The organism is Levilactobacillus lanxiensis (genome assembly GCF_016861655.1).
Lineage (GTDB): Bacteria > Bacillota > Bacilli > Lactobacillales > Lactobacillaceae > Levilactobacillus > Levilactobacillus lanxiensis.
In genome coordinates this window covers 110,106-135,630 of sequence record NZ_BOLN01000009.1, presented here as the reverse complement: position 1 = coordinate 135,630, position 25,525 = coordinate 110,106, and the positions used below count along the sequence as shown (strand labels likewise).

General features: G+C 51.1%; 20 protein-coding genes and 1 tRNA gene. 7 read left to right on the top strand and 14 right to left on the bottom strand.

Annotation, left to right across the window (positions count from 1 at the left end):
* Positions 1–121: 121 nt before the first annotated feature.
* The 3 genes from JUF22_RS11440 to wecB all read right to left on the bottom strand — a co-directional run bounded on the left by JUF22_RS11440 (position 122) and on the right by wecB (position 3,467).
* Positions 122–1,045, bottom strand: a complete 924-nt coding sequence (locus JUF22_RS11440) for a YihY/virulence factor BrkB family protein (protein WP_203646345.1) — start codon at positions 1,043–1,045, stop codon at positions 122–124.
* 438 nt (positions 1,046–1,483) lie between these two features.
* On the bottom strand, positions 1,484–2,341 hold the full coding sequence (locus tag JUF22_RS11435) for a nuclease-related domain-containing protein (protein ID WP_203646343.1): 858 nt from the start codon (positions 2,339–2,341) through the stop codon (positions 1,484–1,486).
* Complete coding sequence (gene wecB / locus JUF22_RS11430; RefSeq protein WP_308439813.1) at positions 2,334–3,467, bottom strand: non-hydrolyzing UDP-N-acetylglucosamine 2-epimerase; 1,134 nt, start codon at positions 3,465–3,467, stop codon at positions 2,334–2,336. Before wecB ends, JUF22_RS11435 begins: the two co-directional genes overlap by 8 nt.
* A 605-nt stretch (positions 3,468–4,072) precedes the next feature.
* On the opposite strand from wecB, the gene JUF22_RS11425 reads away from it, so the two are divergent.
* Positions 4,073–5,014, top strand: coding sequence for a glycosyltransferase family 2 protein (locus tag JUF22_RS11425; protein WP_203637406.1), 942 nt, complete (start codon positions 4,073–4,075; stop codon positions 5,012–5,014).
* A 63-nt stretch (positions 5,015–5,077) separates the two neighbouring features.
* Positions 5,078–5,542 carry a GNAT family N-acetyltransferase gene (locus JUF22_RS11420; RefSeq protein WP_203646340.1) on the top strand — a complete coding sequence of 155 codons (465 nt, stop codon included), beginning with the start codon at positions 5,078–5,080 and terminating at the stop codon, positions 5,540–5,542.
* Between the two features lie 74 nt (positions 5,543–5,616).
* On the opposite strand, the gene JUF22_RS11415 is transcribed toward JUF22_RS11420, so the two are convergent.
* The 6 genes from JUF22_RS11415 to JUF22_RS11390 all read right to left on the bottom strand — a co-directional run bounded on the left by JUF22_RS11415 (position 5,617) and on the right by JUF22_RS11390 (position 10,898).
* Complete coding sequence (locus JUF22_RS11415; protein WP_125765092.1) at positions 5,617–6,972, bottom strand: gluconate:H+ symporter; 1,356 nt, start codon at positions 6,970–6,972, stop codon at positions 5,617–5,619.
* Between the two features lie 160 nt (positions 6,973–7,132).
* Positions 7,133–7,585, bottom strand: a complete 453-nt coding sequence (locus JUF22_RS11410; protein WP_203646338.1) for a universal stress protein — start codon at positions 7,583–7,585, stop codon at positions 7,133–7,135.
* 403 nt (positions 7,586–7,988) lie between these two features.
* Positions 7,989–8,261 carry a hypothetical protein gene (locus JUF22_RS11405; RefSeq protein ID WP_203646336.1) on the bottom strand — a complete coding sequence of 91 codons (273 nt, stop codon included), beginning with the start codon at positions 8,259–8,261 and terminating at the stop codon, positions 7,989–7,991.
* Positions 8,262–8,405: 144 nt separating this feature from the next.
* A tRNA-Arg gene (locus JUF22_RS11400) sits at positions 8,406–8,478 on the bottom strand.
* A gap of 53 nt (positions 8,479–8,531) precedes the next feature.
* Positions 8,532–9,881, bottom strand: a complete 1,350-nt coding sequence (locus JUF22_RS11395) for a DEAD/DEAH box helicase (protein ID WP_203646334.1) — start codon at positions 9,879–9,881, stop codon at positions 8,532–8,534.
* Positions 9,882–9,893: 12 nt separating this feature from the next.
* Positions 9,894–10,898, bottom strand: coding sequence for a Gfo/Idh/MocA family protein (locus JUF22_RS11390; protein ID WP_203646332.1), 1,005 nt, complete (start codon positions 10,896–10,898; stop codon positions 9,894–9,896).
* A gap of 668 nt (positions 10,899–11,566) precedes the next feature.
* Between JUF22_RS11390 and JUF22_RS11385 the strand changes: the two genes are divergently transcribed.
* Positions 11,567–11,944 carry a DUF4828 domain-containing protein gene (locus JUF22_RS11385; RefSeq protein ID WP_203646330.1) on the top strand — a complete coding sequence of 126 codons (378 nt, stop codon included), beginning with the start codon at positions 11,567–11,569 and terminating at the stop codon, positions 11,942–11,944.
* A gap of 54 nt (positions 11,945–11,998) precedes the next feature.
* Here JUF22_RS11385 and JUF22_RS11380 read toward each other — a convergent pair whose 3' ends face one another.
* A complete protein-coding gene (locus JUF22_RS11380; protein ID WP_203646329.1) occupies positions 11,999–12,754 on the bottom strand; it encodes a GH25 family lysozyme in 756 nt (251 codons plus the stop codon).
* A gap of 684 nt (positions 12,755–13,438) precedes the next feature.
* Positions 13,439–14,263, bottom strand: coding sequence for a MurR/RpiR family transcriptional regulator (locus JUF22_RS11375; RefSeq protein ID WP_203637413.1), 825 nt, complete (start codon positions 14,261–14,263; stop codon positions 13,439–13,441).
* Positions 14,264–14,749: 486 nt separating this feature from the next.
* Here JUF22_RS11375 and gnd point away from each other — a divergent pair, with 486 nt between their 5' ends.
* The 4 genes from gnd (at position 14,750) to JUF22_RS11355 (ending at position 20,760) form a co-directional block, all read left to right on the top strand.
* Positions 14,750–15,655 (top strand): phosphogluconate dehydrogenase (NAD(+)-dependent, decarboxylating), encoded by a 906-nt coding sequence (gene gnd, locus JUF22_RS11370; RefSeq protein ID WP_203646327.1) that lies wholly within the window; start codon positions 14,750–14,752, stop codon positions 15,653–15,655.
* A gap of 32 nt (positions 15,656–15,687) precedes the next feature.
* Positions 15,688–17,244 carry a gluconokinase gene (gene gntK / locus JUF22_RS11365; RefSeq protein WP_203646325.1) on the top strand — a complete coding sequence of 519 codons (1,557 nt, stop codon included), beginning with the start codon at positions 15,688–15,690 and terminating at the stop codon, positions 17,242–17,244.
* Positions 17,245–17,409: 165 nt separating this feature from the next.
* Positions 17,410–18,768 (top strand): gluconate:H+ symporter, encoded by a 1,359-nt coding sequence (locus JUF22_RS11360; RefSeq protein ID WP_203646322.1) that lies wholly within the window; start codon positions 17,410–17,412, stop codon positions 18,766–18,768.
* 669 nt (positions 18,769–19,437) lie between these two features.
* On the top strand, positions 19,438–20,760 hold the full coding sequence (locus JUF22_RS11355) for an APC family permease (RefSeq protein WP_203646321.1): 1,323 nt from the start codon (positions 19,438–19,440) through the stop codon (positions 20,758–20,760).
* A gap of 46 nt (positions 20,761–20,806) precedes the next feature.
* Here JUF22_RS11355 and JUF22_RS11350 read toward each other — a convergent pair whose 3' ends face one another.
* From JUF22_RS11350 to deoR, 3 genes are all read right to left on the bottom strand, one after another.
* Positions 20,807–22,330 carry a gamma-glutamylcysteine synthetase gene (locus JUF22_RS11350; RefSeq protein WP_203646319.1) on the bottom strand — a complete coding sequence of 508 codons (1,524 nt, stop codon included), beginning with the start codon at positions 22,328–22,330 and terminating at the stop codon, positions 20,807–20,809.
* 879 nt (positions 22,331–23,209) lie between these two features.
* A complete protein-coding gene (locus JUF22_RS11345) occupies positions 23,210–24,508 on the bottom strand; it encodes a pyrimidine-nucleoside phosphorylase (RefSeq protein ID WP_203637416.1) in 1,299 nt (432 codons plus the stop codon).
* A 37-nt stretch (positions 24,509–24,545) separates the two neighbouring features.
* Positions 24,546–25,502, bottom strand: coding sequence for a DNA-binding transcriptional repressor DeoR (gene deoR / locus JUF22_RS11340; RefSeq protein ID WP_203646317.1), 957 nt, complete (start codon positions 25,500–25,502; stop codon positions 24,546–24,548).
* Positions 25,503–25,525: the final 23 nt, after the last annotated feature.

The following is a 25,525-nucleotide window of genomic DNA, read 5'->3' as shown; positions in this document are numbered from 1 at the left end:
TTAGGCAGCTTAGGTGGCTATTCACGAATTTGATAGTCACTCTATAATCGCCTTACCCATAACTATTTAACGCACAAATAAAGCCTCCCACCGACAAATTTGTTGGTAGGAGGCTCTTTGTTTATTTCTCACGTTTATTTTTTAAATGATATTTGCGATACCTTAACAGGTTGGGGATGGCCAACGCCTTTTGTTCCTCGATGGCCCCCACGATTAACTCCTGGATGGCCGCGTTCAACACGGCGCCAAACATCAGGATCAATCCGGTGAAGTCCAGCCAGAACATCAAGAAAATGAACGTCCCAATCGTTTTGTAGCTATCGATGTTGTGCACGAAGTATTTTACATAGATGGAGAACGCCTGCGAGAGGAGTAACCAACCCACCGTGGCGACCAAGGCCCCGGGCCAGACGAACCGCCATTTTAACTTGGCGTTGGGCACGAAGTAAAAGAGAATCATCAACACAACGAAGACCACGAAAAACGTAAAGGGCCATTTCAACGCGTTAACGTACGCCAGAATCGCCCGTGGCAGGTGCAGCAACGGTGTCAGCTTTTCCAACACGATTTGCCCAAAACTAAAGAAGATCATGAGGGCAAACAGGAAGGCAATCAGCACGACCATCCAAAAGAACGCCACCACTCGGTTGACGAACGCGTTTTGATTTTTCGCGACGCCATAGGCCCGGTTGACCGTTCGTTGGAACGCCGCAACCGCCCGGGAGGATGACCAGATGGACACGATAACCCCGATGGACAGCACGCCCCCGCTTCGATTATTCAGGAACGAGTGAATAATAGGCTCCAGCATGTCAAAAATGCTTTCGGGCACCATCGGCTCAATGCTATCCAGCACCGTCGACGTTTGAATATTTAAATAAGGTAAGATACTGGCTAGCACCAGCAAGGCTGGGAACAGCGACAGCAACGTATAATAGGCCAAAACGACGGCGGAATCGGACACGTTGGCCATCGTGTAGTGCTTCATGATGGTTCCGTAAACGTGCTTGAGTTGCGCGCCCCGTTTGCGCCACTGAATGGTCAAGGTGTTCGAACCTCCTTTTTTCTAGAAGATGGGTTAGTTGGTATCCTTCGTTCCCGGCGGTGGATTCAAACTGCCCTGCTGTGGGGTCGCTTCCAGCCTGAGGAGCGGTCTTCCAGCTCGACTTTGAGCCCTGAAAACCGGTCTCAAAGGTCGTCCCGTGCTCTAAACTGGGAAAATCACCCAGTCAAGACCACCGACACAGCTGGTCAGGTTGGCCCGCCTCTGGTCACTCACGGCCACCAAGCCATCTTCTATTTGTGCCTTGAATTGTTTTCTGCTGGCAATCCAGTTGTCATTAACTGTGTCGCTCACAAAATCAATCACTATCGCTAATCATAACTGGTCCTAGTAATTGTGACCGCGACTTATTAGTTTATCAATTTCCCGGTTAACTCGCAATAGCCTCTTTGTCCCCACTCTAGCTAAAGATCATCGCCACTAGAATGAACCGTAATCTTCGGCAAACTTCAGCGTCCCAATCATCTTTTCCAGTGTCTTGCGGCTGAAGCGCACGCGCTTGGCCTGGCGGAAGGATTCGATGAACGTGGCTAAGTCGTCATAATTGGCGACCGCCGTACAATTATATGCGTCGTGAGCATTCAGCTTGGTCTTATTCCCCACGACCAACGAATTGGTACGGTCATAACGATCGTAGTAATTATAATAGACTAACGGTTTCACGAAGTCGATGATCCGGTCGTTTTTATTCTCTAATTGCTTATGCATGGTAATTTCACTATTAATGTAGCGCACTAACAATTTCGATGAGAGTTCGGCCTGGGTTGCCGGGTTGCTAATGCCCGTATGCAACGTGATTGACCGCTGGCCACGGCCCTCTTGTTCCAGGCTCATGGTGTAGCCCTGCGTGAGCGATTCATTTTCTTCCGATAAATTCGGTAAGAAGAATCGGTCCAAGCGATTGGTCAGCGCCGCCGCGGTATCCTGGTCCTTCTCGCGGCTCTTGAGATTGACCGCTGAGAAGTCGTCCAGACTCGACGAAAAAATTTCTTCGGAGAGGTCATGAAAAATCATCCCCCGCCAATACTTACTTTCCACGTTAATGACACCAAACGAGGTCACCAGTAAATTGTCAATTTGCATGACCCGCCAGGAATCACCCTCGTTCATTTCCTGGGTCACGGGGTTCTTGACCTTGTTGGCAAAGTGCACGTTGCGCAAGATTTTATAATCAAAACGTTCGTTGTGCTTCTTCGCGGCCTGATGAATATCCCGCATAATTTCTGACAACTGTTCCGTGGTCTTTATTTCGGCCCGGTCATAAGCCGTCTCAGCCATTTGCATTTCCTCCATTGATAGTCGTTTCAATTGCGGCCAAAATTCTTTCTGACGCGTGACCATCGCCGTATGGGTTCTTGGCCTGCGCCATTTGATCGTACGCCGCCTGGTCAGATAGCAAGTTTTCCATCGCTGCCGTGACCTTAGCTGGATCGGTGCCGACCAACTTCAACGTTCCGTTCGTGACCCCTTCCGGCCGTTCCGTGGTGTCCCGCAAAACTAAGACCGGCTTGTTCAACGAGGGGGCTTCTTCCTGCACGCCACCGGAGTCCGTCATGATAAAGTAGCTCCGGGCTGCCATGTTATGGAAATCCACGACGTCCAGGGGATCAATCAAATGAATGCGATCCATGCCGCCTAACTCTTCGTGAGCCGCCGCCTGAACGACCGGACTCAAGTGGACCGGGTAAACGACTTCCACGTCCGGGTGGGCTTCGACGACCCGCCGAACGGCCTTGAAGACGGCATGCATGGGCGCCCCTTGATTTTCCCGCCGGTGCATCGTCAGTAAGATCATCCGATGATCCGGAGCGACCTGGGTCAAGACGTCATGCTGGTAATTGGCATCCACCGTCTGCTTGAGCGCATCGATGGCGGTGTTCCCGGTCACATAGATGTGGTCGTCTGGATGAGCCTGCTTCAATAGGTTCTGTCGAGATAATTCCGTGGGCGCAAAGTACAAGTCACTTAAAATATCCGTCAACTGACGGTTCATTTCCTCGGGATAGGGAGAATACTTGTCCCAGGTCCGCAACCCAGCCTCCACGTGCCCCAGTAACGTCTGGTGATAAAAGGCACTCACACTGGCCGCAAAGGTCGTGGTCGTGTCCCCGTGGACCAGCACGATGTCTGGATGAGCCTCGGTCATGACGTGATCCAAATGGGTCAAGACCCGCGTGGTAATGTCACTGAGCGTTTGCTTGGGCTTCATGATATTTAAATCATAGTCAGGTTTAATTTTAAAAATTTCAAGCACTTGATCCAGCATTTCTCGGTGTTGGGCCGTGACCACGGTAATCGGCGTAAATTCTGCCGGCCGCTGCTGCATCGCTAAAATAATTGGGGCCATCTTAATGGCTTCTGGACGGGTACCAAACACCGTCATAACTTTAATCGGTTTTGTCACAAACATTTCCCTCCAAAGTGGTGTTGATTAGGTCAATTATAGCAGAAGCGTGTCGGGCATGTTATTAATTCCGGTTTTTCCTCCCAAATGCTACACTGAGCGAGAACTGGTTCTTGCACTCACCTTACCGGGCGGGAAAAATGGACTGGAACGCTGGGGCGGCCGTCCGAAGCCAAAGAGCGGTCTTCGGACTTGCTTTGAACCTCAAAAGGCGAGTTTCAAAGACACCAGTTCTCTAAGCAACACAGCCCGCTGCTAAGAGAACTCCCACGGCTGAGTCCATTTTTCCCGCCCTCACGGCTGACTGTAGAACCAGTTCTCACTCACCGCTCACGTCCGACTCTACTTGCGTCCATCAGTTCTATTTTCAAACTCAGCTAATCAGTTCGAATCACCCACTAAGTTACGTATCCGAAAAATTGTTTTCAACGCCACTTAATTTGCCCCACTGACCATTAAACCCAATTCACTTCACATCTGTAAGCGGTTCACCTAACTTTCACGTGTGTCGTTGCGGCGTTGTCACCCACTTTTAAGCGAATTGTCATGGTCAGCCCCGGCCTTTTGAGGTAAGATAGTAACGTTGTGTGAAAGGAATGTCTACGATGAAAAAGTTAAGTCTGGTCGTTCCTTGCTATAACGAGGAGGAGTCTATTCCCTTATTTTACCGAACCGTTAGCAAGGTGATCGATTCAATGAACACCCCTACCCCGACGGTTGAGCCGGAGTACATTTTTGTGGATGATGGGTCAAGTGACCACACCCTTAAGGAAATGAAAGAATTACACCAAAACCATCCCGAAACGGTCCATTATCGGTCGTTCTCGCGGAACTTTGGGAAGGAGTCAGCTCTCGCAGCCGGGCTACAAGCCACCACTGGTGACATGGTCGCTGTGATGGACGTTGACTTACAAGACCCACCCGAATTATTACCGCAAATGGTCGACCTCATTGAAAATGACGACTACGACTGTGTCGGGACAATTCAAAAGGAACGCCGCGGTCAAAGCAAGTTACGGGCCTTTCTGTCCAGCAGCTTCTACCGCGTAATCAATAAGATTTCGGACGTTCGCATCGAGCCCAACGCCCGGGATTACCGGTTAATGACCCGGCAGTTCGTGGATACGGTCACGTCATTGCCCGAGTTCAACCGGTTCTCCAAGGGCATCTTCAGTTGGGTCGGGTTCAAGACGACCTACCTGACCTACGAGAGTCAACCCCGCGCGGCCGGCACCACGCACTGGAACTTACGCCAATTGTTTGCCTACTCCATTGAAGGCATCATTGACTTCTCCAATGCCCCGTTGCGCCTGGCTACCTGGGTCGGCAGTATTTCCTTTTTCCTGTCGATCATTGGAATCATCTTCGTCATCGTTCGCGCGTTAACCGTGGGCGGTGCCGTTGCCGGCTGGCCATCCCTGGTCGCTATCATGCTGTTTATTGGTGGGATTCAATTGTTCTGCCTCGGCATTTTAGGCCAATACATCAATAAAATTTACCTTGAAACGAAACACCGGCCAAAGTACATTGTCCGGGAAGAAGAATAAACTTGGAGGCTTGGCACACGTTGTCGGGCCTTTTTGTCATCCCAGAAAGGTGGTCACTCCCCCATGCTGATTCGTCCATATCGCGCCACAGATTTCGCAGAAATTCACCAGTTATTCAAACAAACCATTCAAACGGTCAATGCGAAAGACTACACGCCGTCACAGCTAGCCGCTTGGATTGGTCCCGACGATGCCCCGACTCGAGCGCGCTGGCAAACGTCTCTGGCGGCCCACACAACCCGTGTTGCCTGTCAGTCGGGACAAGTGGTGGGCTTTGCCGACATGACCGCCACAGGATATTTAGACCGATTATATGTTCATGCCCGGTATCAACACCAAGGCATTGCCCACGCCCTAATCACCACCCTGGAACATGCGGTTTCCGCTGATCGGTACACCACTGCCGCATCCATCACCGCCCGCCCCTTCTTTGAACACGAAGGTTATCGCGTTATCCGACAACAACAGGTGGAACGGGCCGGCATTCACCTAATCAATTACATTATGGAAAAAGCCAGTAAAAGTTAAAAAATGCGCGTAAAAAATCCCCGTAGCCACGTTAACCATGGCTGCGAGGATTTTAATCATAGCAATAACCTGTATTAGTGAATAATCATATTCATTAAGAGCACCATTAACAATCCAACCACGGAGATAACCGTTTCCAGTGTCGTCCAGACTTGGAACGTTTGCTTAACGCTCAGGTCAAAGTACTCGGAGAACATCCAGAAACCAGCATCGTTCACGTGGGAAGCTGCTAAGGAACCGGCCCCGATGGCTAAGGCAATCATGACTGGATCAGCACCCAGAGAGTGCATCAATGGCATAATCAGCCCGGAAGCTGTCATCCCGGAAACCGTGGCAGAACCCAGGGAAATCCGTAAGATAACGGTAATCAACCAAGCCAACAGGATTGGTGAGAACGTGGAGTTCATCATCAATTGTTGCACGGCCTTACCGACCCCACCGTCAATCAGAACTTGCTTGAAGGCTGAACCCCCAGCAATCACCATCAGTAACATGGCGATTGACTTGATGGCGTCTTCCAGCGTGCCGCTGATTTCCTTCATGGAGCGCCCACGATGGAAACCCATGGACCAGATGGCAAAGAGTAAGGCGACGACCATGGCGATGACGGGGTTCCCCAACATCGTGATGACCGCGTCCAAACCATGCGGATTCTTCGGTGCCGTTCCGCCATTGACCGCCATTTGATAAATCGTTGCCAAAATCATGAAGACAACTGGGAATAATGAGGTGAAGACGGACAGACCGAAGCCTGGCGTTTCATCCAAATCAAATTCCTTCACTTCACCAAAGGCTGGTAAAGACTTTTTAACGACAAACAATTCTGGATTAAACCGACGGATCACGCGGGTCCAAACTGGCCCAGCAATGATCACACAGGGAATGGCCACAATGATTCCGACCATTAACATTTCCCCCACGTTAGCCCCTAAAGCCGTCGCAACGGCGGTTGGAGATGGTTGTGGTGGTAAGAACCCTTGGGTCGCGGACAGTGCGGCCGCCATGGATATCCCCAGATAGAGGAATGGGACGTCGGCTTCCAACGCAACCGCAAAGACGATTGGCGTTACCAGCACTAACCCAACTTCAAATAACAGGGAAATCCCAATCAGGAAGGATGCCACCACAATGGCAACTTGGAGACGTTTCTTCCCAAAAATTTTGATCAACGTCCGGGCAATTCGGTAAGAACCCCCAGCGTCAGACACTAACCGCCCAATCATCGCGCCAAACCCAAAAACGATAATCAGTTCGCCCATTGAGCTCCCAATACCGTTTTTGATGGAATCCGCAATACTTGCGGGGTTCATGCCTAAGCCAAGCGCTACCAAAATAGACGTAGCGATTAATGAAACGAAGGTGTTTAACTTTACTCGAATGATTAAAAAGAGTAACAGTAAAATACCCAATAATAAAATCACGAACTGCATATTTCTCTCTCTTTTCTTATGCTCGATTCTGATAAAACCAGCCTGCCGCAGCCAGAATTATCTTGTCGCATAAGAACCATTGTATGAAAAATATTTTCAAGTTGCAAGGGGGTAACTGAATATTATTTACAGTTCATTTGTGAAAACAGTCGTGAAAACGCTATCTGACAATCATTACGGAAACTGGAGAATATTTTGCCATGTAGGCCGCTTGACTCCCAAAGTATTTCCGCACACCAGATTGTGAAAGTGACCCCACAACTAGCAGGTCTGGTTCAACTTCTGGGATAATTTTTTTCACAATCGTTTCCCCCGGGTCCCCTTCACCAATGATAATTTTCACCTTGGTGATGCCAAACCGGCGCGCCAATTTTTCATATTCCTGTAAATGCGTTTGTAAATCACTGCGTTGCCCGTGCACGTAGTCCTTGCTGAGAGCTTGGTAGATATTCATGTTGTCAGATTCCAGTACGGAACAAATCACTAACTCAGCGTCGTCAAACTTCGCCCGGTTCATCGCGTAACGAAAGGCCAGTTGCGCGTCCGGTGAGTCATCCACCCCAACTAAAATTCGGGTAAACTTCTTTGGGTCCATTGATCCGGTAGTGTCCATTGAAAATTCCTCCTCACTTTTCTTAGCTACGTCCATTATAGCGGAAAACGGTTCCATTGGGGAGCCTTTAGGTTGGTGAAAATGGGTGGACTCAGCTTGCCGTTCCCGACGGCGGATTCAAGGTGCCCTGCTGTGGGGGACACTTCCAGCCAAAGGACGGGCTTCCAGTTCGCCTTGAAGCCGAAGCCCTCGTCTCCAAGGTCGCCCCCTGCTGTAGGCCGGGAAAGAACCCCGGCCAACACCAGCGACACAGCCGGTCACCTTGATCCGCCTTTGGTCACTCACACGGGTTCACCCATTTTCAACAGCTATGATCCCCCTCCTCGTTATATCATCCATAACTATAAAAAAATGGGCACCACCAGTCAGTAGTACCCGTCCAAACCTAGCTTTTTATTTTTTGTTACTTAACCCGGTCGCGCTTTCGTAGCCAATGATTCAACCACAAAAAGAAATAGATAATCGCAACCAACAAGCTCCACGCAATCAGTGCCGTGACGACCATGATACCTAGGGTCGCGAACGAATGGCCCGTTTGCCACCAATCTACGACCAGTTCCCAGATTCTGATGCCTGAATGGTGGTGCAGTAAGAAACTCAGTGGCGCGAAGATCAGGTCCAAGACGACGCCCAGTGCAATGAACCCCCAGGCCTCTTTCATGGCTCTTTTGAACATGTGACCCCTCCTCCAAGTTTACGTGAGAACCCAGCATCCCCATAGCCTGTCCCACGCTTACCTTTTAGTTTAGCATACCCCTCACTGTAAACAAAAGGCGCTCCGGATTGGTTTCCAGAACGCTCTCGATTGATTCATTTTTAATGGCCCCACCCGGACTCGAACCGGGATCATTCGCTTAGGAGGCGAGTGCCCTATCCAGTTGTGCTATAGGGCCATATTAAAAGATCCGTTATTAATTTTCACACGGATCTTTGTAATTGTAAAGCGTTACTTCTCTTCGTCGTGGTCGCGCCACTTCTTGCGCATCCCTTTATTCTTGGTGTGCCGGTTCTTGTGCTTCTTTTTCTTGCTAGGGTTAGGCGTCTCTGCCTTGACCGTCGGCTTCGCCCCACCACTGGTTTTCACCTTGGCAGTTGCCTTGGACCCATCTTTAGCTTTGGCTGTGGCGGTTGGCTTTGCCGTAGCCTGTCGTTCGGCCTTAGCCGTTTCATTTGCTTGCACGGCGGCCGCTGTTGGCCGTTCCGTCCCTAAGGCCCGTCCGTTAAAGTAGAGGGGAACCAACTCGTAGTCTGTTTCCTTCAGCAGGCGTTTCAAATCACGTAAATCGTGGTCGTCCCCTAAACTGATCACCTGACCCGGTTCGCCCATCCGGCCAGTTCGACCGACCCGGTGCACGTATTCGTTGACCTTATCTGGTAAATCATAGTTGATGACGGCTGGTAGCTTAGGAATGTCTAATCCCCGGGCCGCAACGTCCGTCGTCAATAACAACCGAATCCGCCCTTGACGGAAATCTTGTAAGGCCTTTTCCCGTTGGACTTGTCGTAAGTCACTGGTCAACCCCGCTGCGGAAACGTGGTCATGGTAGAAACGCGTTGCCGTCTTGCGAAGCGTACTGGACTGCTTGAAGAAAACCAGTGCCCGGAAATTCGGGATGGCCAGCAGCCGCTTCAACATTTGGTCACGCTTGTTCATGCCGACCTGTAACAACCCGTGGCGAACTTCACCCTGCGTGTTGTCTTGGTCCCGGACGTCCACCCGTTCAACTTCTTGGCCGAACCACTTGTCCAGCTCATGCAAAATTGGCGTGTCGGTTGCGGAGAAGAATCCTAGCTGCACATCAGCTGGCATTGATTGCGCAATTTCACGGACAGTGTCTAACGTGTCCCCCGTTAACAGGTCATCGGCTTCATCGACGATCATCAGGGAAATCAAATGCAACTTGAGTTTGCGATCATTGACCAGGTTTAACACCCGGCCCGGGGTGCCGACGATAATTTCTGGTCGCTTCTTCAAGCGCTCCGTTTGGCGTTTCACGTTGGCCCCACCGGTTAAGGCGGCGACCTTTAAGTCGAGCAACTTGGCCCAGTCACGCATGACCCGGCTGGTCTGAATGGCCAACTCTTGGGAGGGTTCCAGGACAATCAGTTGAATCCCATCCCCTGGCAACAGGTTCGCCAGTGCGGGCAACGTGAAGGCGACCGTCTTACCGGACCCCGTGGGTGCTAATCCCAAAACGTTTTGGTCCCCGACCATTTTGTCATAAACGGCCGTTTGAATCGCGGTTGGTGCCTCGTATCCTAAATCTTTAAAATGTTGTTCAAATTGTTTTAACATGCTGTTTCCTTTCTAGTCGTTCTCATCAGCTGGGAAACGCAGGTTGGCGCTGACCCGTAAGCTGTAAAGCACCTGGTTCACGGTCGTGCTCCACTGTAACCAGCGACGATAATCCGCTTGGTTCTGGGGGTCAGCTGGGGCATCGAGCACCCGGGCAAAATCAGTCACTTCTGGCAGCATGGGGTTGGCCAAAGCTGGTTGGCTGAGGTCCGTCACGTTCCCCGCTGCATCGCGCTCGGACACGTGCGTCAGCTCACCCGCACTGTCCAGTGAGACCGTTTCTTTCAAGCCATAAATTTCGGATGGCGCGTAGGAATTACTGGTCTTCCCAAACGAAACGGTGATGTCAAAGCCGACATAGCGCAGGACAGCCAGCCCCTTGCCATCGGCCCCGGTCGCAATCAACGTTGGGTAATATTGGACGTGCTCCGGCTGACCGAAGAGCGCCACGGCAAGATAAATGGGATAAACACCCAAGTCCTGCAGCGCACCGGCAGAAAATTGCCGGCTGAACACGTTGGGCACGTCACCGACCAACACCAGGTCGTAACGTGACGAATATTTCATGTAGGTCAACGCCGCCCCTTGGATCGTGGGCAAACCTAGTAAGGCCTTCGACAACGCCTGGAAATTAGGCGTGTGCACGTGCCGGGCCGCCTCAAAGAATTTCACGTCGGGATGTTGGGCCAAAGCCGCTTGTACCGCCACCATTTCCTGGCGATTACTGAAGGCTGGCTTTTCCACGACGATTGAAATATCATGGGCAATCGCGGCCATGGCCTGATCAAAATGCAGACTGTTGGGTGAGGCAATGTAGACGGCATCCAAATCGGCCTGCGTCAGCATTTCCTCGTAATCCGTGTAACTGGTCTGCGCCTGGTTCTTGGCTGCGAACGCATCGGCGGTGTCTTGGTGCCGGGAATAAACCCCAGCCAGTTCATACCGGCCGCTCAGCGCCAACGCCTCTACGAATTGTTGCGTAATCCAATTGGTCCCTACCGTCCCCATACGAATCATGCGAATCCCTCCAAAATTGTTTGAATTATTTTGATTTTTGTTAAATTGTGATTAGCTTTTCGTTCCCGGCGGCGGGCTCAAACCGGCCTGCTATGGGACCCGGTTCCAGCCTATGGAGCAGGCTTCCACCTCGACTTTGAGCCTGAGGAACGGTCTCAAAGGTCGGCCCATGGTCTAACCTGAGAAAATCACTCAGCTAAGACCATCGACACAGCTGGCCGGTTTGGCCCGCCTCTGGTCACTAACACTGATGCCTGACTATACCATTTCTGTAATTGAAACACAGGTATCGTGCCAAGTATTTCTTCATTTTGTTTGTAACTGGCCACGATTCGAGAACAAACATCATTCTGAACTTTTCTTTCAAATGACATCAGCCGATTCTCAATCAATAGTCATGATGACACCTGTCCAATCACCACAAAACACGCTTACCTTCAAGTTTACCATGCCAGTGCGTGAAAGCCCGTGACCAGCACTCGGTGAATACTGAGCATGCCGCTCGTATTTGCTCTGCCCAGTTAAGCGCTAATCCCATTTTAACAGTCCCGGTGGTCCGGCGATAGCTTTCGGATTAATTTTCTAAAATCTGAGGGAAATAGTACAGGTTTCCTGCCCAAAAATGTTATATTGTAGAAAGAAACTTAAATTCAAGGGAGGGATTACCGGTGAAAGGTCGAGACATTGCCTTATTTGGAATTTCACTGGTTGCCGGATTGACTGGCGGCTTTTCGTTGCGCAAGAAGAAAGACCCACAACCAAGCACATCGCCACTCTTTTACGTTGGCACGTGGCAGTTCATTGACCCCCACAACCAGCGTCGCCACCGGCTCGAAATTAGTCCTAATCTTGACGTGCAGATTGATGATCACCAGCTTCAAGTCCGGGTTCAGGACCTCAATGAACAGCAATTGACGTTCCAGGATAAATTCGGTTATCACTTAACCATTCACGCCAACGAACGCCAACCAATTTCGTTTTTTGATGAAGCAGATGATTGTACCTACATGATGAAACCTATTTCGCCAACCAAAGATGACGCCTAATCATAACTAAGGACCTGGGATACTTGACCCCAGGTCCTTTTAATTTCTCTAAATTTAAGGGGCGTACTTCGCCCACACCCGTCGATTTCCGTTGAACACAGACCGCGCCACGGGCTGGTCCTGACCGTTCTGGGTCACACTGCCATCCGCATCATATTCGATCAATTTGACCTGCGAATCGTGCCCCGCTAACTTGCCCCCGGCAATCCAATAGTCCTCACTGGGTAAGACCGGACGAACAAATTGGGTCAACACCTGTTTATTGGCGAAAATAATGACCCCTTGATGGTACCATTTCAGGCGACTGACCAGCGTTTTGAGCTTCTGCCCCTGAGCCGCCATGTCCGTATTACTACTATTATATTTACCGTAATAACTGACCGCCACCATAATTGGTAAGGTCCCGGTATCCTGACCGACCGTTTCGTGGAAATGCCGGTACTGGCGAGCGGCCGAGCTGGTAAAGCTGAACGTGTGCGCAACCCCCACCTTGAGGTCTGCCCCCTGGGACCGCGAATAGTTATCACTGAAATCGTCATCGGTATAGGTCGCACCGGATGTCGCCTGCAGGTAAACGAAGTCGGTATGCTTGGAAAGCTGTTGGAAATCCAGGTAGCCACTGTCCTGGTTAATCGTCATCCCCCGTACTGGGTAGTTCTCCAGCTGCTGCTTCTGGTGGGCCTGCCACTGACTCCAACCGACAACGGCGATGACCACCGCCAGCAGGAGGCCGAGACCCCACCACCAACGCCGATGATGCCGACGGCGGTACGTATTTTCATAAATTGGTTTGTACTCAGTTCGTTTCACCGTCAGTCACCGTTTCTCCTTTAGCCGTCGCACCATCTGCCTGGCGCTAGTAGCCACTAAATTTAACTTTTATTATACCATGCCGGCCGCCAGAACCTAACCCGCGGCGTGATGTCACTGGTTTTAATTTGGTCGTTGTTGGCGCCTCCGGGGGTGTGAGAATGGGACCGGAACGCTGTGGGCGAACGCCCGGAGCCAAAGAGCGGTCTCCGCGCTTACTTTGAGCCACCCAGGTGTCTCAAAGATATCAATGTTCTAACCGGCACAGACCGTCGCTAAGAACATTCCCACGGCTAAGCCCATTCTCACGCCCCCTGCGGCTAACACTGTCTTTTAACCCAGCGTCACGCCGCGTAACCATCCCAATAGTCGCTAGTCAACTGACTGTGAGCAAGTCAACCGATTGTCAGCCGTGAGGGCGGCGAAAATAAACTCAGCCGTGGGAATTATCTTAACGGTTGATTCCGACCGTTTAGATAATTGGCGACTCTGAGACTCGCATTTCGAGGCTCAAAGCGAGTCTGAAGACCGCTCTTCGGCTTCAGGCGTCCGCCCACAGCGTTCCGGTTTATTTTCGCCGCCCGGTAAGGCACGGACAAAGACCAATTGGCTTCTTCACTTTTAGTTGATTGGTGGACGTCAAAGGGGCCGGGAAAATCTCCCGGCCCCTTTGCATTTAGCTAATTAATCTTCATGCCGGGTCTGTTCGATGACATCGCGGACCTTGGTCAGTGTTTGATCGGTTCGTGAAGAGATTCGCAACACGGTCATCATAAACAGGCTATCGAGAATGGCCAACTGGGAAAGTAACGAGTACATCCCCTCCGAGCGGTAATTCACTTCATCCGTCAATGATAGGAAGGAAACGTCCGCGGCTTGCGCCAAGGGTGACCCACTATAACTGGTGATGGCAATCATCGTGACGTCATTACGCTCTAGCTCTTCAGCAATTTTCAACGTCTCATGATTCCGACCAGAATGGGAGATGATGATGGCCACGTCATCTTTCCCCAGCTTAGCGGCCTGCATCAGCTGAATATCGTAATCCGGATAGTACGCCACGTTCAGTGAGGTCCGCAAAAATTTGTGAAAACCATCTAATGCGGCGATTGAGGACCCGCCGAGGCCAAAGAACGTGACCGACTTGGCATGGATCAATTTGAGCACCGCCCGGGCCAGCTCGTGTTCACTCAGTGCCTCGTTCGTGGCTTCTAATGAGTGAATCGTGTAGTGGAAGGTTTTATTCGCAATGGTCGACAGGGAATCCCCCTCGCCCAGTTCTGGAAAGGAACTAATCTGGGGCGTGTCTTCAATAGCCAAATGGGCCAAAGCCATGGTGAACTCCCGGTAGTTGGCATAGTCCATGCGTTTCACAAATCGTGAGATGGTGGCCGTGGAAACCCCGGTGGCACTGGCCAACTCCTTGATGGTCATCTCACTCACAACACTAGCGTTGTCCAATGCCAGTGTCGCAACCTTCTTTTCCGTTGGAGATAGTTGATCGTACATTCCCCGAATCTTACCAATGGTTGAGCGCGCGATGATCGCCGACCCCTTTCTTCGATACCCTTATTTTAAAACTTGTTTTATCTATTAATAGACGGTCTAATCTATAAGCCGGTTACCCACTTAGGTATCCAGTGCCCAGACGATTGACCCGTTGACTTGTGCCGACAAGTAAGGTCAGTCACCCAACAAAGAACCGCCATCCCCTGCCGGTTGCCAATCCGTGTCTCATCCCGGTATGCTGACAGCGACGTTGAACTTTTTAGGCAATTTTGCGAATCACAAAATTTTTTTGGTAAAAAAGTTTCACTGTCGCGAATCGCCGAAATCCCGCGGTGTAAAGCGATTACCATTTTAAAATCCGCCGCGTGGCGATAACTTATTTCACTTTTTGTAAACATTTTACATCAAAAGCCTTGAAATGTGAAACTTTTTTACATATAATAGCGTTGTCAGAAAAATTTCGCATCATGCAAAGGAGATTATTTCATGAAACTCGGATTAATTGGTTTAGGTAAAATGGGTCTTAGCCTCGCAGAAAACGCTATGGATCACAACCACGAAATCGTTGGTTTTGATTTAAACAAGGATTTTGTCGACAAGGCAGTTGCTGCAGGTGCTGAAGGCGCCGACAGCTTAGAAGACATGGTTTCCAAGTTACCTTCACCTAAGATTGTTTGGGTTATGGTTCCAGCCGGCAAGCCAACCGACTCCACGATTGAATCATTAAGCACGTTGCTCAACAAGGGCGACATCTTGATTGATGGTGGGAACTCTTACTACAAGGATTCTCTTCGTCACAACGAACTCTTGAAGGCCAAAGGCATTGACTTCTTTGACTGTGGGACTTCAGGTGGTATGGAAGGCGCACGTTCACACGGTAACTTCATGATCGGTGGGGACAACAAGGCTGCTTTCGAAACGATCCGTCCATTATACGACGACATCGCTGAAAAAGACGGTTACCTTTACACCGGCCCAGCTGCTTCAGGTCACTACTTGAAGATGGTCCACAATGGTATCGAATACGGCCAAATGCAAGCCATCGCTGAAGGTTTCGAAGTTCTCGAAGCTTCCAAGTTCGACTACGACAACGAAGCCGTTGCTAAGGTTTGGAGCCATGGTTCTGTTATCCGGGGCTGGCTCATGGAATTGGCTGAAGAACAATTTGCCAAGGATCCTGAACTTAAGAACATCGCCGGCCGCATGCATGCTTCTGGTGAAGGCCAATGGACTGTTCAAGAAGGTTTGGACAGCCATGTACCTACGCCAGTTATCGCTTTGTCATTAATGATGCGTTACCGTTCTATGCAAGATGACACCTTCACTGGTAAAGTTGTTTCAGCTTTACGTAACGGTTTTGGTGGCCACGCCATGGACAAGGCTGGCAAATAATTTTTAATTAGCGACACGAAAGGAAGAGCTCTATGGACTACATGATTGGGGTCGATATTGGTACGACCAGTGTCAAGACCGTATTGTATGATACTGCGGGTAAGATGCAAGGTTATTCAAACAACCTGTATCCCCTCTATCAAGATGTGCCCGATATGGCTGAAGAAGATCCAGATGAGATTTTCTCTGCCATGATCGATGGGTTAACCACTGTTATGCGGAAGGCAGATTTGAAGGACGGCAAGTTACAAGGTGTCTCCTTCTCCGCTGCTATGCACAGTCTGATTCTCTTAGATGAAGACCACAAGCCGCTGACTCGGGCAATTACCTGGGCTGATAACCGGGCAGTTAAGTATGCAGATGAATTACGCGAAAACGGTGTGGGTAAGCAACTTTACGAAAAGACCGGGACGCCAATTCACCCTATGACACCGCTCAGTAAATTAATTTGGTTGCGCAATGACCAACCGGACTTGTTCAACCAAGCCCGTTGGTTCGTCGGCATCAAGGAATACGTCTTATACAAGTTATTCGGCGTGCTCCAAGAAGACTACTCTATTGCCAATGCCACTGGTCTCTTTAACATCTTTAAGATGGACTGGGACGACCAAGCCTTGGAAGTTGCTGGGATTACCCGTGACCAATTACCTAAATTGGTCGACACAACTGACCAAATCACTGGCATGAAAGCTGATTACGCTGGTGTTATTGGTATGGACCCACAAACTCCCTTTATCATGGGTGCTTCCGATGGTCCCCTCGCCAACTTAGGCGTTAACGCCATCAAGCCTGGTGTTGTGGCTGTTACCATCGGGACGTCCGGTGCCGTTCGGGTCGTCACTGATAAGCCGAAGATTGACCCTAAGGGCCGGGTCTTCTGCTACTACCTTTCTAAGGATCACTGGGTTGTCGGTGGACCAGTCAACAACGGGGGGATTGTCTTCCGTTGGGTCCGTGACCAACTCTTTGCTCCAGAAAAGTTGACCGCTGAACAAATGCACGTCGACTCCTACGACCTCTTAACTGAAATCGCAGCGAAGGTCCCTGCTGGTTCCGATGGCCTGATTTTCCATCCATTCTTGGGTGGCGAACGGGCCCCTATCTGGGACGCTAACGCACGTGGCTCCTTCTTCGGTTTAACACGGACCCACTCACGGGCCCACATGGTTCGGGCAGCCCTCGAAGGGATTGTCTACAACCTGTACACCGTGATGCTGGCCCTCGAAGAAGTTGTTGGCAAGCCATCTAGCATTCAAGCTACCGGTGGTTTCGCCCGTTCAGCTCTCTGGCGGCAAATGCTCGCTGATATTTTTGAACAAGACGTTACCATCCCAGAAAGTCCTGAAGGGACTGCCCTGGGTGCCGCAACGCTTGGGATGTATGCCTTAGGGATGATCGATGACCTCTCCGCTGTGAAGAACTTCATCGGTGTTTCTAACGTGCACCACCCTAACCCAGAAACGTATGACGCTTACCGGGCCTTGGTTCCGATTTACATTCGCCTTAGTCGGCAATTACAATCAGAATACAAGAATATCGCCGAGTACCAACGGACTCACGTTCACCAACAAGATACCAAGAAAAAGTAATTGGTCTAGTCTTTTCAGAAAACTAACCAACGAAATTTAAAATTTTTGAAACTTTATGGTATACAAATTGGATTTTATAACGTACAATATGTGTACTTACATTGAAAAGCCAACGTGTCATGCGTTGGCTTTTCAAAATTCATTCAATGAAAGGGCTTACTTCCTATGGAACTACTAGCTTTGCTTATCGGGGTCATCTTCTTATTGGTCCTCATTATTCGTTTCAAGATCAACACCTTTGTTTCCCTGATTTTAACTTCTGTCTTAACAGCCATTCTGTTAGGCATGAACCTCACGACAATCGCCACGACGATTGAATCTGGGATTGGGAGCCAACTTGGCGAACTCTCCTTGGTCTTTGGTTTCGGGGCCATGCTGGGTCGGTTAGTTGCCGACGCCGGTGGTGCTTACGTGATTGCCACGACACTGATCGACAAATTTGGTAAGAAACGCCTCCAATTAGCTATTATGCTTGCTTCATTTATTCTGGGTATCGCGCTATTCTTCGAAGTTGGGATGGTTCTGTTAATTCCTATCGTCTTTGCCATCGCCGTTGAAGCTGATGTGCCAATCCTTTACTTAGGGATTTCCATGGCAGCCGCTTTGTCCGTTACCCACGGGTTCTTACCACCTCACCCAGCACCAGTTGCCATTGCGCAAGTCTTGGGTGCCAATGATGGTAAGGTCCTCCTGTTCGGTTTAGTTGTTGCGATTCCTGCAGCCATCGTTGCCGGGCCAATGTTCACCAAGTTAGCTCAGAAATTTGCACCAGAAGCCTTTGCTCGTAAAGGGAACTTATCTTCCTTGGGTGAAGTTAAGACCTTCAAGCCTTCCGAAGCACCTAGCTTTGGCCTGTCCGTTCTGACTTCCCTCTTCCCAGTTATCCTGATGGCCATCACGACCATCTACAAGATGACGGTCGACGGTGGGGCAACCCCTACCAAGAACGCCTCCATGTTGGACCAAATCGTTGCCTTGATCGGTGACCCAGCCATCGCGATGTTAATCTCCCTGATGGTTGCAATGTTCACCATGGGTTGGGGTCGGAAACGTAAGACCTCAGACATCATGGCAACCTTGGAAAACGCTGTTAAGTCCATCGCTATGCTGCTGTTAGTTATCGGTGGTGGTGGGGCCTTCAAGCAAGTCCTCATCGATGGTGGTGTTGGTAAAGAAGTTGCCAAACTCTTCATCGACTCTAACATGTCCCCACTGATCTTAGGTTGGTTAGTCGCCGTTGTCCTCCGTGTGGCTTTAGGTTCCGCAACGGTTTCTGCTTTGACCGCTGCTGGTATCGTTGCCCCATTGATGGCCCAATCCGGTGTTGACCCTGCTCTCATGGTTCTGGCCATTGGTGCTGGTTCCTTAGCTGCTTCTCACGTGAACGATGCCGGGTTCTGGATGTTCCGTGAATACTTCGATTTGACTGTTAAGCAAACGTTGAGCATTTGGACCGTGCTGGAAACTGTGATTTCCATCGTGGGTATCCTGATTGTTCTGTTGCTGAACATGGCGTTCCACTAGAATTTTTCTGACAATTAATTCGAGCGTCACTTGGTCCGCTGCCCCCCTGGGGTGGCGGACCTTTTTGTTTGGGCTAAAGACGTCGCCTCCGGGATGGTGAAAATATACTGGTTCTTTCGTTCCCGGCGGTGCGCTCAAGATGCCCTGCTATGGGGCCGGTTCCAGCCGAAGAACGGGCTTCCACCTCAACTTTGAGCCTGAGGTTCGGTCTCAAAGGTTGTCCCGTGGGCTAGGCTGGGAAAGCACCCCAGCCAAGACCACCGACACAGCTGGGCACCTTGGCTCACCTCTGGTCACTTCCATAACTGGTGGATTTTCACCATCCCTGCGGCTGACACGTGTTTAGCCCGTACCAACGGTGTTGGGGTTGGGGTAATATATGCAGTTTTACCGGTACGAGAAGCCCGAACTTACTCCCAATATAGCTACTAACAATCCAATTCCACCCCAAAACATATCCGCCTAATCATGTTGTTCACCACAACGACTTACCCCTTAAATATCCCCGCAAAAATATAACTGCTTAAATACCCCCTCCCTGCTCGTCTAATCACTTTCTCACCGTCATGACATCCTTTCACATATCTCTGGTTCAACCGCACACAACGCTAAATTTAAGTGCTATAATGGTAAAATCAGTCATCTGAGAGAAGAGAGGAGTCTAAAACTTTGGCAAAGGAGTTACGCCGAGAAATCGGCACGTTTACTGCCCTGGCAACCGTGATGGGAACCGTGATCGGTGGTGGGGTATTCTTCAAGACCGCTAGCGTGGTGGCTGCCAACCACTCCGCTAACATGACGCTGGCTGCTTGGATTTTGGGTGGGATTTTGACCATCTGTGCGGGTCTGACGAGTGCTGAGCTCGCCGCCGCGATTCCCCGTACCGGGGGTGCCATGCGTTACCTGGAGTACGCTTACGGCAAGCCCATCGGTTTCTTAATGGGGTGGGCCCAGTTACTGGTCTATTACCCCGCCAACATCGCGGCCCTCTCGATTATTTTCGGGACGCAATGGGTTGCCCTGTTCCATCTAAGCAGTGCCTGGCAGTTACCGGTCGCCATTCTGTGTGGCCTGAGTATCACTGGCCTGAACTTTTTAGGCGCTAAGGTCGGCGGGTCCGTTCAGTCGATTGCCCTAATTTTTAAATTGATTCCCATTATCGTCATCGTCGGGTTTGGCCTGTTTGCGCCGGCCAACGCCCCGATTCACCTCTGGCCGATTACCACCGGCGACCACCTCAACTGGGGCAGCGCCTTTAGCTCCAGCCTGTTGGCCACGATGTTTGCCTATGACGGCTGGATCAGCATTGGGAATATCGCCGGGGAAATGAAGCATCCCGAGCGTGACCTGCCGCGGGCCATCATCATTGGCCTGGCCGGCATCACCCTGATTTACACGCTGGTCAACCTGGTGTTCTTGAAGACGTTACCCATCGACCTGATTGCGGGCAACCAAAACGCCGCGGCCGACGCGTCCATGCGGCTGTTCGGTCAATTTGGCGGGAAACTGGTCACGATTGGGATCTTGATTTCCGTCTACGGCGCCATCAACGGCTACACGCTGACGGGGATGCGGGTGCCCTTCGCCATGGCCGAAGAGGACAGCCTGCCCTTTTCCAAATACTTCCGCCAGCTGTCTCGCCGGACCTACGTGCCCTATTTTGCGGGAAGCGTACAGTTTGTCATCGCCTTAATCATGATGTTCATGGGAAGCTTTGATCTCTTAACGGATATGCTGGTGTTCGTGATGTGGGTCTTCAACTGCCTCATCTTCATCGCCGTCTTCAAGTTGCGGCGGACCGAACCCGAGCTCAACCGGCCTTACCGGGTCCCTGGTTATCCCGTGATTCCGTTGATTGCGCTAGTAGGTGGGATTTTCATCCTGGCAACCACGCTGATCACCGAAACGGGCCTCGCCGTCACCGGGCTGATCCTCACCCTGATTGGCCTGCCGATTTACTTCTGGCACCAACGCCATAAAACAACCAATTAATCAAAATGGCTCACACAAGTTTAGCGCTTGTGTGAGCCATTTTTCGTTAGTTTTCGTAATGTAAGGGCGCTGGTAACGCCGGTAAATCGGGGAAGAGTTGTCGCAACCGGGCGTCGGCGTCGGGCACGCGGGTATCGCGGTCCTCCAACACCTGGGTGATGCCATCAAAGGTAAACATCAGGAGGTCGGCGCCGTTCTCGTCACGTACCTGGTAGAAGCGAATGCCGGCTTGTAAGGCGGTCATCACAAATCGTTGGGCGTGATCAGACAGCTGCTGAAGCTGTGGCAACAGTGCTGGCGTGTTGATACGGTCATGATACCATTTCCGCGCCACGGCCTGCCCAAATTTCATCAAGCTGCCGTCTTCAACGTGCGCCAACAACTTGGCCGCTGGCGTTAACTCGGGATGCGTCAGGACTTCCTCAAGGTCGTCGATGATATCCCACTGCTCGATGTGTGTCTGTAAGGACTGCGCCATCTCCCGCATTTCGTGGAAGATCTGCTCCCCTTCCAGTTGATATTGCGTGGCCGTCAGGGGGTTCTCCAACGCGACCGTCTGGTTCTTGGTCCGCGCGGCCGTCAGCGTTTCTGCCAGATTCTCCGGTTCCGGTTGGGTCAGCAGGTACAACATGAAAATCTTCAGGAAGTACATGGCGTGGCGACTGACCCCGTTGGGCGTGAACGGCGTGTTGTCAAAGTCTCTGAGCTCCAGGTATTGGATACCCCCAGTCAGGAAGTCACGCGCGTTGGCCCGCCCCTTGAGCCGCACTGGCCCGTAGAATTCATGCGCGGAGAAGTAGGTCCCCTCGTCGATCCGGTCCTGTAATTGCGTTAAATGGGCCGTCAGCGAGGCGTAGGTCACCTGTTCTTGTGGGAAGTTGACGAAGCCGTAAGGGCTGTTACGAATGCTGCGAACGGGTTCCTGTAGCTCTGCCGGAACGGTCTCGAAGAAACCCTTTTCCGCGATGGGACTGGCCCCAAATAGGTACGTCAACAACCACTGGTAGCGCACAAAGTTTTGGGCCACCCGGAAGTACAAGGCATTTTTAAAGGCAACCAGCGAACTGAATTCGGTGGTGTAATGGCTGTACAAGCGATGAATAACGGGGTCCGGCAAGCTGTAGTTGACGTGAACGCCGGTCAAACAGCCGTGCTGCAGGCCGTACTTTTTGACCAAATACTCCCGATATGGGCGAATCGCCGGCCGGTCAAAGTGATCCGCGATAAACTGCAGATCCGTGTCGTCCACCACTGGTGGCATGCTCAGCGGCCAGATACGGTCGTCGCCCTCCAGTGAGCGGTACGCCACCGTTTGTAACGTATCGAGTTGGTCCAACGTGCCCCCGATATTGGGGTTGGGGTCGGTGATGACCTCCAACTGACTTTCGGTGAAGTCCGTTTGAAAATACGGATGGAAAGTCCGGGACCCAAGTTGGCTGGGGTGTGGGCGACGGCTCAACCGGCCATGCTGGTCGATTCGCTGCTCTTCAATCTCTAGCCCCACTAGGCTGTGATAAAGCTGTTCTGATAAGTTTTCTTCGCGAATAACCGCTAATAAGTTGTCCAGCATGGCGGTAACATCCCCTAACCTTAAGATGACTGATTTAACCTAAAGTGTAAACAAAAAAGGGGCCCGTGTCACTGATATTGGCTAACTTTTTTCAAAAAAATTTAGTGAGTAACCCATCCACCGGGATAATGAAAATACGGGGTTGGGTTTTCGTTCCCGGCGGCGGGCTCAAAGTCCCCTGCTGTGGGGCCGGTTCCAGCCTGTGGGGCGGGCTTCCACCTCAACTTTGAGCCTGGGGAACGGTCTCAAAGGTTGTCCCATGCTCTAAACTGAGAAAACCACTCAGTTAAGACCATCGACACAGCTGGTGACTTTGGCCCGCCTCTGGTCACTGACATTGACCGCTTATTTTCAACACGTTTGGGCCACCATTCACGTAAAGTTTTCCGCAATACTAGTTTGGAAACTCATATCACCGCAACTTCGCTAACCAGCTCTTTTAACTGTTGTTAGCAAACCAATGCGGATGCAGCTATGCCGGCGGACCGCTTCTCAGGCTGCACCTATTCACGTAAAGGATCGACACCGGCCCAGGGACATCAACAGTGTCAGACACCCGCCCATCCCGCACCAGCCACACGGTAACCTTGTCAGCCGGCTCTTTTCAGCCGTTGTTAGCGACCAGAGGCGGTTTCGCGGACGCAGCTGTGTCGGTGTTGTTAGACCGAGCGCCTTTCTCGGCCTTACAACACGGGACGACCTGGAAAACTCGCGCCCTTGGCGAGGTTTTCAGGCGAGACGGAGGACCGCTTCTCAGGCCGCAGTCGTTCCCCACAGCAGCGGTAGCGAAGACCGCCGCCGGAAGCGGACCCCAACGCCAAAAAGAGCCAGCCGGCAAGGAACGCCGACTGGCTCGTAGGAGAAGAAGCACGGTTCTGACTACCGAACCGTTTCGTGAATCAGCGTAATTGGTTCCGCTGAATCGCTAATTTCAATGTTCTTGTAAAGCATGTCCTTGATATCATCAACATCTTCACGGTTACTGTAGATGGTCAAAAGCGTGTCGCCAGTCTTAACGGCGTCACCAATCTTCTTGTTCATCATGAGTCCAACCGCGTAGTCCAGCTTGTCATCAGCCTTTTGCCGGCCACCACCGAGTAACATCCCGGCGATACCCATTTCATCGGCTTCAACCTTGCTGACAACCCCATCAGACTTGGCTGGCAAGTCGATCTTGTACTTGGCTTGTGGCATGATTTCTGGGTGTTCGATGACACTCCGGTCGCCGCCTTGGGCTTCGATCATGTCGCCGAACTTCTTCAATGCGGAACCGTCTTCGATGGTCTTTTCACACATAGCCCGGGCCGTCTTCAAGTCGTCAGCCTTCCCAGACATGACAACCATGTGAGAGCCTAAGGTCAAGACTAAGTCGGTAATGTCGGCTGGTGCTTGGCCCTTTAAGAGGTCGATGGATTCCTTGATTTCCAAGGCGTTCCCAATGGCGTTCCCTAAAGGTTGGTTCATATCGGAAATGATGGCCATGCAGTTCATGCCGACCCCTTTACCGATACCCACTAAGGCTTTGGCCAATTCACGTGAGTCGTCCAAGGTCTTCATGAAGGCACCCGCACCGGTCTTAACATCGATAACTAAGGCGTCGGTCCCGGAAGCAATCTTCTTGCTCATGATGGAGCTAGCAATCAGCGGAATGGAGTCAACCGTGTCGGTGACGTCCCGCAGTGCGTAGATCTTCTTGTCAGCGGGGGCAATGTTTCCAGTAGCCCCAACGATAGCCAAGCCTTGATCCTTCACTTGCTTCTTAAATTCGTCTTCACTGATTTCAACTTTGTATCCTGGAATCGCTTCCAATTTATCCAAAGTGCCACCCGTGTGACCCAGGCCACGGCCAGAGATCATTGGAACGGGAATGCCTAATGCGGCAACGATTGGGGCCAATGGAATACTGGTCTTGTCACCCACACCACCGGTCGAGTGCTTGTCGACTTTAATGCCAGGGATGCTGGATAAGTCCAAATGGTCCCCAGACTTCATCATGGCCATGGTCAACTCTGAGCGTTCAGCGTCGGTCATGTCGTTGAAGTACGTTGCCATCAAGAAGGCACTGGTTTGGTAATCAGGAATTTCACCGGAAACCACACCATCAACGAAGGTTTGGATTTCTTCCTTAGTTAATTCGCCACCGTTACGTTTCTTATCAATAATATCTACCATTCTCATGTTTCAGCCACTCCATTTCTAATTGGGATAAACGTCGTTACTGTTTCGGCGTGTCCTTAAGTAGTTGTGCTGCTGCGTGTTGATCAATAATGAGGCAATTCGGGTAGCCGCCCAGTAAGGCCGCTTTCACGGCGGGAACTTTGGCATCCCCCGCCGCCACCAGAATTGAGTGTTCCTTTTGCTTTAAGCTTTCTAAATTAATGCCAATGGTCCGTTCATTCAGCTGTGGATTAACGATTTCACCATTTTCATCAATGTAGCGGGAGAAGATATCCCCCACCGCATGGGCCTGCAAGGACTCCTTTTCAGGTTCCTGCAGATACCCTAGCTGAAAGACCAACGCATTGTTGCGAACCGTCCCGACAGAATAAATCGCGATATTGGCTTTCTCGCCCAACTCAAGTAGATACTGAATATGCCGTTCCTTCTCCACCAATTCCTTAGTTTGTTGGTGGTCGAAGATGACGGGCAACGGTAAGTACTGGGGCACCGCGTGAAAAGCATTGGCAAAGGCGTCGATGCTTTCGTAAGCGTAGGTGTGCTCAGTGGAGTAACTCACACTCCCCTTAAGTTGAATGACCTCTACCCCGGTCAGGGTATCGGGTTGTAAATTAGAGCCAATGGCGTAAATGGTCTTGCCCCAGCCAATCCCAATGACATCGTGTTCCTGCACAATGTCTTCGAGATAGCGGGCGGCATACGACCCCACGGCGTTTAAAATGTCACCGGTTGCGGTCAACTGCGTGGGCACCACGTGAACCTCCACGTGATAGGCCGCACTTAACGCGTCTTCCAGCGTCTGTACGTCCTGCACGGGGTCCACGATTTGAATCCGCACTAATCCTTGTTCTCTAGCAAACTGAAGGAGCCGGGAAACCGTCGGCCGGGAAATCCCCAGCTGTTGGGCAATCTGACTTTGACTCTGATCAGCTTGATAATACATCTTGGCAACGGTTAACCCTTGGGCCAATCGCTGTTCGGTCGTCTCTGCCATTCCCCGTTTCCTCCTCACTATTG

Coding starts and splice junctions, on each gene's coding strand:
- JUF22_RS11435 (WP_203646343.1), bottom strand. CDS start 2,341: ATGGCTGAGACGGCTTATGACCGGGCCGAAATAAAGACCACGGAACAG.
- JUF22_RS11425 (WP_203637406.1), top strand. CDS start 4,073: ATGAAAAAGTTAAGTCTGGTCGTTCCTTGCTATAACGAGGAGGAGTCT.
- JUF22_RS11420 (WP_203646340.1), top strand. CDS start 5,078: ATGCTGATTCGTCCATATCGCGCCACAGATTTCGCAGAAATTCACCAG.
- JUF22_RS11415 (WP_125765092.1), bottom strand. CDS start 6,972: ATGCAGTTCGTGATTTTATTATTGGGTATTTTACTGTTACTCTTTTTA.
- JUF22_RS11410 (WP_203646338.1), bottom strand. CDS start 7,585: ATGGACACTACCGGATCAATGGACCCAAAGAAGTTTACCCGAATTTTA.
- JUF22_RS11405 (WP_203646336.1), bottom strand. CDS start 8,261: ATGTTCAAAAGAGCCATGAAAGAGGCCTGGGGGTTCATTGCACTGGGC.
- JUF22_RS11395 (WP_203646334.1), bottom strand. CDS start 9,881: ATGTTAAAACAATTTGAACAACATTTTAAAGATTTAGGATACGAGGCA.
- JUF22_RS11390 (WP_203646332.1), bottom strand. CDS start 10,898: ATGATTCGTATGGGGACGGTAGGGACCAATTGGATTACGCAACAATTC.
- JUF22_RS11375 (WP_203637413.1), bottom strand. CDS start 14,263: ATGTACGATCAACTATCTCCAACGGAAAAGAAGGTTGCGACACTGGCA.
- gnd (WP_203646327.1), top strand. CDS start 14,750: ATGAAACTCGGATTAATTGGTTTAGGTAAAATGGGTCTTAGCCTCGCA.
- gntK (WP_203646325.1), top strand. CDS start 15,688: ATGGACTACATGATTGGGGTCGATATTGGTACGACCAGTGTCAAGACC.
- JUF22_RS11360 (WP_203646322.1), top strand. CDS start 17,410: ATGGAACTACTAGCTTTGCTTATCGGGGTCATCTTCTTATTGGTCCTC.
- JUF22_RS11350 (WP_203646319.1), bottom strand. CDS start 22,330: ATGCTGGACAACTTATTAGCGGTTATTCGCGAAGAAAACTTATCAGAA.
- JUF22_RS11345 (WP_203637416.1), bottom strand. CDS start 24,508: ATGAGAATGGTAGATATTATTGATAAGAAACGTAACGGTGGCGAATTA.
- deoR (WP_203646317.1), bottom strand. CDS start 25,502: ATGGCAGAGACGACCGAACAGCGATTGGCCCAAGGGTTAACCGTTGCC.